The sequence below is a fragment of the Kitasatospora sp. MY 5-36 genome (assembly GCF_001182915.1).
In the GTDB taxonomy this organism is placed as follows: Bacteria; Actinomycetota; Actinomycetes; order Streptomycetales; family Streptomycetaceae; genus Kitasatospora.
Map to the genome: position 1 here is coordinate 19,932 of NZ_LFVW01000084.1, position 9,783 is coordinate 29,714.

The following is a 9,783-nucleotide window of genomic DNA, read 5'->3' on the forward strand; positions in this document are numbered from 1 at the left end:
CGGCCGCGCCCGGCACCGGACTCCCGGTGCCGGGCGACTCCGTGAACGGTCCGCTCAGCGGACCCGACGCGCGAACTCCCGGACGTCGTCGACGAACAGCCCGGGCTGCTCCAGGGCGGCGAAGTGCCCGCCGCGGTCGAACTCGGACCAGTGGGCGAGGGTCGGCAGGATCCGTTCGGCCCAGCGCCGGATCGGCCGGACCGCGTCCTCGGGGAACACCGCCACCCCGACCGGTGCGGACAGCGGCCAGGGGCCGGCCCAGGTGCGGAGGAAGTCGGCGTCCAGCCGGTTGGACTCGTAGTAGAGCTGGGCGCTGGAGCCGGCGGAGGCGGTGAACCAGTAGATCGCCACGTCGGTCAGCAGCCGGTCCCGGTCGACGACGTCCTCGGGAACCGTCCCGGCCGCCGTCCACTCCATGAACTTCTCGACGATCCAGGCGAGTTGGCCCACCGGCGAATCGGTCAGGCCGTACGCGAGGGTCTGCGGCCGGGTGGACTGGATCTTCCGCCAGCCGGCCCCGTCCTGCTCGAAGTACCCGGCGAACTCCAGCCGGGCCCGGTCCGCCGGGTCCAGCCGCGCGAACTCGGCCGGGTCCTGCGGCGGGAAGGTGGCGAGCATGTTGAGGTGGACGCCGGCCACGTGCTCCGGGTCGGCCAGGCCCAGCTGCAGCGAGACCGGCATGCCCCAGTCGCCGCCCTGGACGAGGTACCGGTCGTAGCCGAGCCGGCGCATCAGCTCGGCCCAGGCCCGGGCGACCCGGGCGGTGTCCCAGCCGGCCTCCCGGGGGTGGCCGGAGAAGCCGTAGCCGGGCAGCGAGGGTATGACCAGGTGGAACGCGTCGGCGGGATCGCCGCCGTGGGCCCGCGGATCGGTCAGCGGGCCGATCACGTCCAGGAACTCCGCCACCGAGCCGGGCCAGCCGTGGGTGACGACCAGCGGCAGGGCGTCCGGCTCGGGCGAGCGGACGTGCAGGAAGTGGACGTCCACGCCGTCGACTTCGGTCAGGAACTGCGGGAAGGAGTTGAGGTGCGCCTCGGCCTTGCGCCAGTCGAAGCCGGTGCGCCAGTACTCGGCCAGTTCCTTCAGGTAGCCGAGCGGCACGCCGCGCCGCCAGCCGGCGCCGGGGACTTCGCCGGGCCAGCGGGTGGCCGCGAGCCGGCGGTCCAGGTCGTCGAGGGCTTCTTGCGGGATGTCGATACGGAAGGGACGCATCCGAGTCCTCTCAGCGGGACCGTGCGCCGACCCGGGCCGGCGCCGGAGGGGTGGCGGCCGGCGTACCGGCCGGTCCGTGCGGGGGTGCCGCAGCCGTACGGCACCGTCCCGCACGGCACTGTACCGGCCGCGCGGCGCCCCGGAGCGTCGATCGGCCGGGCCGCCGGGGGAGGGCCGGCGGTCGGTGCGGAGCCGGGGCCGCCGCGCGGTCTCCGAGGGGAGAACAGGCGACGGCCCCGCCGCTCCGGCTCCGGGCTCAGGCGGCGACGGGGGTGTTCTGGTACGAGGCGATCCGCCAGTCGGCACCCTGCCTGGCCAGCACCCAGGTCGCCCGGATCGCCCGCTCGGGCGTCACCTCGGTGTCCCCGGGGGCCAGTACGCCGCCCTTGGTGACCAGGACGGCCACGTCGTCGGCCAGCGGGCGGACCGACTGCGGCTCACCGGTGACCTGGGTGCCCTTGAACGGGCCGGCGAACGCCTGCGCCATGAAGGCGCGGATCTGCTCGCGGCCGGTCAGGTAGACGTCCCCGGGCAGGATCAGTGTCGCGTCGTCGGTGAAGACCGAGGCGAAGCCGTCGGCGTCGTGCCGCGCCCAGGCCGCGATGATGAGTTCCGGGACGGCGCGCAGCGCGGCGACGTCGGCGGCGGTGGGCGGGGGAGTGGCGGACATGGCTCTCTCCTTATCCGGCGGTTCCCGGCCGCGATCACCACGGCCCGGTGACGGCCAGCGTCACACCGGGCCGTCGGCCGCCGCATCTTCCCGATTGCGCTGGGCGGCCGCCCCGCCGCCGGGCGGGGGGACGCCGCAAGCCGGGAGATGCGGGCACCCCGCGCGGGTGCCAGCCTCGACAGGGCCGGTCAACGGCCCTGGCCCCGCTGCCGCGTGGCCCCGCGACCCGGCGACTCCCTGACTCCGCCCGCGCCCCGCTCCGACCGCCTGGAGGCTTCCGTGTCACTCCCCGCCCCCGTCGTCATCGACCGAGCCGGACGTGACATCCACGCGGAGGGCGCCCGGATCCGGGCGAACGGCCCGGTCGCCCGGATCGAACTGCCCGGTGGCGTACCGGCCTGGTCGATCACCGGCCAGGACGTCGCCCGGCTGGCCCTGGCCGACCACCGCCTGTCCAAGGACCCGCGCCGGCACTGGGCGGCGTTCGCCGAGGGCCGGATCGGCGCGGACTTCCCGCTCATCGGCTGGGTGCTGATGGACAACCTCACCACCCGCTACGGCGCCGACCACACCCGGCTGCGGCGGCTGACCGCCGGCGCCTTCACCCCGCGCCGGGTCGAGGCGATGCGGGCCGAGGTGGAGAAGGCCGTCGAGGAGCTGCTGGACGACCTCGGCCGCCTCGCGCCCGGCGAGGTGGTCGACCTCAAGGCCCGCTTCGCCCATCCGATGCCGGCCCGGGTGATCTGCGACCTGTTCGGCGTGCCGGCCGGGGACCGTGAGCGGATGCTGCGCGGCGGCGAGGTGAACGTCGACACCACCATCACCCCGGAGGAGTCCGCGGCCAACGTCGAGCGGTGGCACCGGGAGATGCTGGAGTTCGTCGAGGGCAAGCGCCGCGACCCCGGGGACGATCTGACCAGCGACCTGGTCCAGGCCCAGGAGGAGGACGGATCCCGGCTGAGCGACTCCGAACTGGTCGGCACCCTGCACCTGCTGCTCGCCACCGGGACCGAGCCGGTGATGAACCTGCTCGCCAACACCGTCCGGGCCGTGCTCACCCACCCCGACCAGCGGGCGCTGCTCCGGTCCGGCGCGGTGGGCTGGGCGGAGGTGATCGAGGAGAGCCTGCGCGCCGAGGCGCCGGTCGCGCACCTGCCGTTCCGCTTCGCGGTGGAGGACATCGAGCTCGGCGGGGTCACCATCGCCAAGGGGGAGCCCGTCCTGATCAACTTCGCGGCGGCGGGCCGCGACCGCGCCGTCCACGGGGAGGACGCCGACGCCTTCGACGCCACCCGGGCGAACAAGGAGCACCTCTCCTTCGGCCACGGCGTCTACCGCTGCATCGGCATGCCGCTGGCCCGGATGGAGGCCGAGACCGCCCTCGCCGCGCTGTTCCGGCGCTTCCCGGACCTCGAACTCGCCGTACCCGCCGAGGAGTTGGCACCGCAGGCCACCTTCATCATGAACGGCGTCCAGACCCTCCCGGTCCGGCTCGGGCCGCGGAGCAGTTGACAGGAAAGGTGGTTCGGCCGATGTGGGCAGCCGTCGTACCCGAGGCCAAGGCGCGCTGGGAGCTTCGCGAGATCCCCACCCCGAGGCCCGGTCCCGGCCAGGTGCTGATCCGGGTCCACGCCTGCGGGGTCTGCCACAACGACCTGTTGGTCAGTCAGGGCGTCTTCCCCTTCCCGGCGTTCGCTCCGGTGGTGGTCGGGCACGAGGCCGCCGGGGAGGTCGTCGAGGTCGGCGCCGGGGTGACCGGCCGCCGGGTCGGCGACCGGGTCGGCGCCACCTGGGTGCAGGCGACCTGCGGCCGGTGCGCGTACTGCCGGCTCAACCTCCCGCTCTCCGGGCAGTCCGGGATGAACTGCCCGGAGGCCGTGATGAGCGGCCTCACCGTGCAAGGAGGACACGCGGAGTACGTCGCGGTGGCGGCCGCGAGCACCGTGCTGCTGCCGGACGCCGTCCCGTACGAGACCGCCGCCCCCGTGCTGTGCGCGGGCTACACCGCGTGGAGCGCGCTGCGCGCCGCCGATCCCGGACCGGGTGAACGGGTCGCGGTGCTCGGGATCGGCGGACTCGGCCACCTCGCCGTGCAGTTCGCCCGGGCCGGCGGCTTCGAGACCGTGGCCGTCACCAGCTCGCCGGACAAGCACCGGCTGGCCCGGACCCTGGGCGCGGACCACGTGGTCGCCGACGGTGAGGGGCTGCGGGCGATCGGCGGCGCCGACGTCGTCCTGGTGACCGGCACCTCCTACCGGGCCGCCGCCGGGGCCCTCCAGGGGCTGCGGCCGAACGGCCGGATGGTGCTGGCCACCATCGACCCGGTCGAGCCCTTCGCCATCCCGCCGACCAGCCCGTTCTGGGCGCAGCGCCAGCAGGTGATCGGCGCCACCCACAACGGCCTCGACCGGCTCACCGAGGCCCTCGACCTGGTCGCCTCCGGGGCCGTCACGCCGCTGGTCGAGACCTTCCCCAAGGAGCGGGTCGCCGAGGCGCTGGACCGGGTCGAGCGGGGTGAGGCGCGCTTCCGCGCGGTCGTCACGTACGCCTGACCGGTGAACCGGTGAACCGGTGAACCGGCGGACGGGAGAAGCCATTCCCCCCCGGAGGTCATCCCTTGAGTTCTGGAAGCGCCCTTCCGCGGCACGTGCGCGGGAGGGCGCTTCGTCGTGCGGTCGCGGGCCGGCCGACGGTCCCGGCGGCGGCCGCAATTCCTCCCGCTGAGCAACGGGGAAGTAGCGATTCCGAGTGCTTTGCGTACATCCTCGTACAGTAGACCCGCGCGTGACGTGCCTATCGCCGGCGCATTTCGGGTCGTGAATTCCGTCATCCCGAACCTTCCTGCCAGCAGGGGGTTTTGGCCGCGTCCTGCACTCGGCGCGGGCACGGGGTCGTATTCGATCCGTCGAGAGGGGAACCCGGTGGCGTACCGTGAACGAATCCGCAGACTGATTCCAGGCCTGGTGGTGATAATGGTGGCCACCTCGCTGTTCTTCGCCGTACGGACCTCGGTCGCGGCGGCCGGGGCGGAGGAGGTCGCGAAGCAGTACGGCTTCAAGGAACTGCCCATCGCGATGCCGCCCGGCTACGAGCAGCGGCCGATGCGGACGGTCCGGACCGTCAACCCGGCCTACCAGAAGATCCGTTCGTGGATCTCCTCGGTCGGGGCCAGCATCGCGATCAACGACCTGACCGGGCACGGCGTGGCCGACGGCATGTGCATCGTCGACACCAGGACCGACAGCGTGATCGTGACGTACACCCCGACCGCCCGGCCGGCCGACCGCTTCACGCCCTTCGTGCTGGACGGCAGGCCGCTGCCGATGGACGACACCATGGCGCCCACCGGCTGCACGCCCGGCGACTTCAACGGCGACGGCCGGATGGACCTGCTGGTGACGTACTGGGGCCGCACGCCGATCCTGTTCATGGCCAGGTCGGACGCCACGACCCCCGCCGCGGCCTCCTACGTGCCGCGCGAGCTGGTGCCCTCGGAGTCCCTGGACGGGAAGTACCACGGCCCGCGCTGGAACACCGACGCGGACTACGTCGGCGACATCGACGGCAGCGGGCGCCCGTCGATCGTGATCGGCAACTACTTCCCCGACTCCGACGTGCTCGACCCGAACGGGCTGAACAACGTCGTGATGAACGACTCGCTGTCCAGCGCCAAGAACGCCGGCGGCGACCACGTGCTGCGCTGGCAGCAGAGCACCTCGGGGACGGAGCCCACCGCGTCGTACGTGGAGGAGAAGGGCGCGATCCCCTACGACGCGTCGACCGGGTGGACGCTGGCCATCTCGGGCGCCGACCTGACCGGTGACGGACTGCCCGAGCTGTACATCGCCAACGACTTCGGACACGGGCACCTGCTCTACAACCGGTCCACGCCCGGGCACATCGAGTTCAGCGAGGCCAAGGGCGAGCGCACGCCGACCACGCCCAAGTCCTTCGTCCTCGGCAACGGCTCGTTCAAGGGCATGGGCGTCGACTTCGGCGACATCGGCCGCAACGGCGACTTCGACATGATGGTCAGCAACATCACCGTCGCCTGGGGCCTGGAGGAGAGCAACTTCCTCTGGATCAACAAGGCCAAGGACGAGGCCGACATGCGCCGCAAGCTCGCCGCGGGCATCGCCCCGTTCACCCAGGAGGCCCAGGAGCACGGCATGGCCTGGACCGGGTGGGGCTGGGACACCAAGATGGGCGACTTCCTCAACAGCGGCGACCTCGCGGTGCTCCAGGCCACCGGCTTCGTCAAGGGGAAGATCGACCGCTGGCCGTGGCTCCAGGAGATGGCCATGACCAACGACGACCTGCTGTCCAACCCCGCGATGTGGCCCAACGTCCAGCCCGGCGACGACATCGCCGGGGACGAGGCGATCGCCTTCTACGCCAAGACCCCCGACGGCCCGTACGTGAACATCAGCTCCCGGCTGGGCATCGCCGTGCCGACGCCGACCCGCGGCCTCGCCACCGGCGACACCACGGGCACCGGCCGGCTGGACTTCGCGGTGGCCCGCCAGTGGGGGCCGCCCGCCTTCTACGCCAACACCGCGCCGGCGCTGGGCAGTCAGCTGAACCTGCGGCTCTACCGGCCGACCGGTGAGGGCGCCGCGGGCCAGGGCCTGGTGAACACCGGGGCGCCCGCGTACGACGCCACCGTGCGGGTCACCACCCCGACCGGCACCCAGATCTCCCGGCTCGACGGCGGGGGCGGCCACGGCGGCTTCCGCAGCTTCGACGTGCGGTTCGGTCTCGGCGCCCACCAGGGGCCGGTCACCGTCGACCTGAGGTGGCGGGACGCCGCCGGCGGACTGCACGAGAAGAGCGAGCAGCTCAGCCCCGGCACGCACACGCTCGTGCTGACCGACCAGGTCCAGGAGGTCCCGAACCGATGAGCGCGAGCGTGCAACCCCGAGCCGGCGGCGCCCCGGCGGCCGCACCGGCCGCCCCCGCGAAGCCGAAGGACCCCCGGTACCTCGCCCTGCGGAACTTCGCCCTCTCGATCAGCGTGTTCAACATCTTCGGCTACACCCTGCTCGGCTTCGAGCAGCCCTGGCTGTGGCCGTTCGTCGCGGTGTTCACCGCCTACGCCTGCGAGATCGCCTTCGAGCTGATCAGCGCCTGGGCCCAGCGCCGCGCCCCCCGCTTCCGCGGGAACGGGTTCCGCGGCGTGTACGAGTTCCTGCTGCCGGCCCACATCACGGCGCTCGCGGTCAACATGCTGACCTACGGCAACAACCAGCTGCTGCCGATCGTCTTCGGCGTGGTCATCGGCGTCGGCGGCAAGCACGCCCTGCAGGCCCCGATCGCCGGCCGGATGCGGCACTTCATGAACCCGTCCAACTTCGGGATCACGATGTCGCTGGTGTGCTTCGGCTCGTGGTTCAGCATCGCGCCGCCCTACGAGTTCACGGAGAACGCGAACACCTTCTTCCGGGTGATGATCCCGCTGATCATCGCCACAGCCGGAACCGTGATCAACGCGCTGCTCACCAAACGGACCCCGCTGATCGTCGGCTGGCTCGGCGCGTTCGCCATCCAGGCGTTCCTCCGGCACTGGATCTGGGACGTCGCGCTGTTCTCCGCGCTCGGCCCGATGACCGGTGTCGCCTTCGTGCTGTTCACCAACTACATGATCAGCGACCCGGGCACGACGCCGGTGAAGGGCCGGGCCCAGTTCGTGTTCGGCAGTTCGGTCGCCTTCGTGTACGCGATCCTGATGGTGTTCAACGTCGTCTACACCCTGTTCTTCGCCACCACGCTGGTCTGCGCCCTGCGCGGGCTCGGGTGGTGGGTCGCGCACCTGGTCCAGCGCTCCCGGCGGGCGGACGCCGGCGCCGGGGCGTCCGGGGGCGGAACGGCCGTCCAGCCGCAGCAGAGCCAGGTCGGGGCGGCCGTGGCGTGAGCCGCACCGCGACCGCCAGGTGACACCGTGACCCCTCCGTGGCGCCGCCCGCTCGGGCGGCGCCACGGAGCCGTTCCGCGGTCCGGGCGCTACCGCGCGGCGACAGCGGCCTCCACGGGCCGCTCCGGCGGCCGGAACGGCCCCCAGGTGAACGCGGGCAGCCAGGCGTCCGGCGCGGCGCTCCAGGCCAGTCCGGAGACCTGCCCGACCGTCCGCCGGCCGGTGAGCGACCGGAGGAGGTCGTGGCGGTGCCCCTGGAGGACGGCGGCCGGCTCGCCGTCACCGGCCTGCCACTCGGCGCCCGCCGTCCGGATGCGCAGCGCCGGAAGCCCGTGGGAGCGCACCGAGTTGGCGAAGCCCCGGACGACCAGGTCCAGGGCGGAGGGGTACGACGGCTGGTCCGCGACCACCGGCGCCCGGAGCGCGCCGCGCAGGTCGAGTTCGTGGGTGAACGCGTCCATCATCATCATGGTGTGCCGCAGCTGCGGCGTGTCCGAGAGCACCCGCTCCACCGGGCCGTCCAGCCGCGACCACTCCTCGAGCAGGCCGGCCAGGCCGGTGCCGGACTCGGCGTGCGGCACCTCCCACAGGTTGCCGGGCACATCGGCGGCCACCGTCCGGCAGACCTCGACCAGGTGGCCGAGCAGGTCCAGGACGGTCCACCCGGGACAGGCGGGGACCGGGACGCCGGCCGCCCCGGGCCGGGCGGCGAGCAGCAGTTCGGTGATGTTCCGCCGGGACCGGCGGTAGGCCACGCAGTCGGGCGCCCGGTCCCAGAGCGGCTCGGGCGGGGCCTCGTCCTGCTGGTGACGCGTGTTCATGCGCGCACTCCTTCGATGGGACGGCCTGGACGGGGAACGGACCCGACGGCGCCGGGGATCAGCTCCCGCACGGCCCCATTCCACCGCGCCGCCGGGGATTTCGACAACACGGTCCGCGGCACCCCCGGGCGCGGTTTCCGAGGCCTTTAGGCGGCCTGGCCGAGGAAACCTCAGGTGAGGAAAGGCCGCTTGGTGAAAGGGAGTTCGGGTAGCGACGGTCGTCCGGCCGAAAAGAACGCAACCGCGGAGATGCGGCCGCCCCCGCCGCCCCCGGAGCATGGAGGGGCCGTCATTCAGGACGCTGGGCTGGGAGGGATCGTGCCGACGACCTTCGGATCACTGCGCCGACTGGTGCTGACACCGTCACTGGCCTCGGTGGCCTTCGCCGGAAGGGGCTTCCCGGTGACCCCCACGGCCGCCACCGAACGCCTGGAGGCGGTGCCCCAGGCGGTGGTCTGCGGCTTCGAGTGGGGCATCGACGCCCGCAACCAGTGGGAGGTCGAGCGCCGGCTGCGCCTGGTCGACCCGGAGCAGCGCGGATTCGCCTACGAGGGCGCCACGATGGCCTTCACCGTCCTGGACGCGACGGGCCGGGGCAGCCGCACCCGCGACCTGCTGGCCGGGCCGGGGCAGCCGCACATCTTCCTGGCGTACATCGGCATCGGCTTCGCCATGGCGCGCCTGCCGCGGCCGCTGTGGCGCAAGGTGCTGCCGGACCTGGCCGGGACGCCGTACCACCCGACGATGAGCTGGCTGGCGGTCGACGGGTACGGCTTCGATCTCGCCTACTTCGGCACCCGGCGCTGGGTGGACGAGCAGCGCGAGGTGAAGCCGTACCCGTGGCAGGGCGCGCCGGAGTACTTCCGGCGGGCCGTCGACCAGGGCATCGGGCGGGCGCTGTGGTTCATCCACGGCGGGGTGCCGGAGCAGGTGGCCGTCGCGGTGCGGAGGTTCCGCGCCGACCGGCGGGCCGACCTGTGGAGCGGGGTGGGATTGGCCGCGACCTTCGCCGGCGGCGCCACGGCGGACGGCCTGGCCGCACTGCGCGGGGAGGCGGGGGAGCACCGGGCGGAGCTCGCCCAGGGGTCGGTGTTCGCCGCGAAGGCCCGCGCGTACGCGGGCTTCGTGCCCGCGCACTGCGAGGCCGCCGCCACGGCCCTGACCGGCCT

General features: G+C 73.2%; 8 protein-coding genes. 5 read left to right on the top strand and 3 right to left on the bottom strand.

All coding sequences use genetic code 11. The annotated features are described in order from the left end of the window. Positions 1 to 54 precede the first annotated feature (54 nt). Positions 55 to 1,212 carry an epoxide hydrolase family protein gene (locus tag AE652_RS06910; protein WP_049650274.1) on the bottom strand — a complete coding sequence of 386 codons (1,158 nt, stop codon included), beginning with the start codon at positions 1,210 to 1,212 and terminating at the stop codon, positions 55 to 57. Between the two features lie 256 nt (positions 1,213 to 1,468). Then, complete coding sequence (locus tag AE652_RS06915) at positions 1,469 to 1,882, bottom strand: SgcJ/EcaC family oxidoreductase (protein ID WP_049650275.1); 414 nt, start codon at positions 1,880 to 1,882, stop codon at positions 1,469 to 1,471. A 279-nt stretch (positions 1,883 to 2,161) separates the two neighbouring features. Between AE652_RS06915 and AE652_RS06920 the strand changes: the two genes are divergently transcribed. The 4 genes from AE652_RS06920 to AE652_RS06935 all read left to right on the top strand — a co-directional run bounded on the left by AE652_RS06920 (position 2,162) and on the right by AE652_RS06935 (position 7,793). Next, positions 2,162 to 3,394 (top strand): cytochrome P450, encoded by a 1,233-nt coding sequence (locus AE652_RS06920; RefSeq protein ID WP_049650276.1) that lies wholly within the window; start codon positions 2,162 to 2,164, stop codon positions 3,392 to 3,394. Positions 3,395 to 3,414: 20 nt separating this feature from the next. Beyond that, a complete protein-coding gene (locus AE652_RS06925; RefSeq protein WP_049650277.1) occupies positions 3,415 to 4,434 on the top strand; it encodes an alcohol dehydrogenase catalytic domain-containing protein in 1,020 nt (339 codons plus the stop codon). 420 nt (positions 4,435 to 4,854) lie between these two features. Then, the gene (locus tag AE652_RS06930) at positions 4,855 to 6,783 is read left to right on the top strand and encodes a CRTAC1 family protein (protein ID WP_181970774.1); all 1,929 of its coding nucleotides are present in this window, start codon (positions 4,855 to 4,857) and stop codon (positions 6,781 to 6,783) included. Next, the gene (locus AE652_RS06935) at positions 6,780 to 7,793 is read left to right on the top strand and encodes a hypothetical protein (RefSeq protein ID WP_049650278.1); all 1,014 of its coding nucleotides are present in this window, start codon (positions 6,780 to 6,782) and stop codon (positions 7,791 to 7,793) included. The genes AE652_RS06930 and AE652_RS06935 overlap by 4 nt, the downstream gene beginning before the upstream one ends. A gap of 89 nt (positions 7,794 to 7,882) precedes the next feature. Here AE652_RS06935 and AE652_RS06940 read toward each other — a convergent pair whose 3' ends face one another. Continuing rightward, the gene (locus AE652_RS06940) at positions 7,883 to 8,614 is read right to left on the bottom strand and encodes a maleylpyruvate isomerase family mycothiol-dependent enzyme (RefSeq protein ID WP_049650279.1); all 732 of its coding nucleotides are present in this window, start codon (positions 8,612 to 8,614) and stop codon (positions 7,883 to 7,885) included. A 318-nt stretch (positions 8,615 to 8,932) separates the two neighbouring features. Between AE652_RS06940 and AE652_RS06945 the strand changes: the two genes are divergently transcribed. Further along, on the top strand, positions 8,933 to 9,783 hold an 851-nt coding region (locus tag AE652_RS06945; protein WP_049650280.1), incomplete at its 3' end, for a DUF1702 family protein.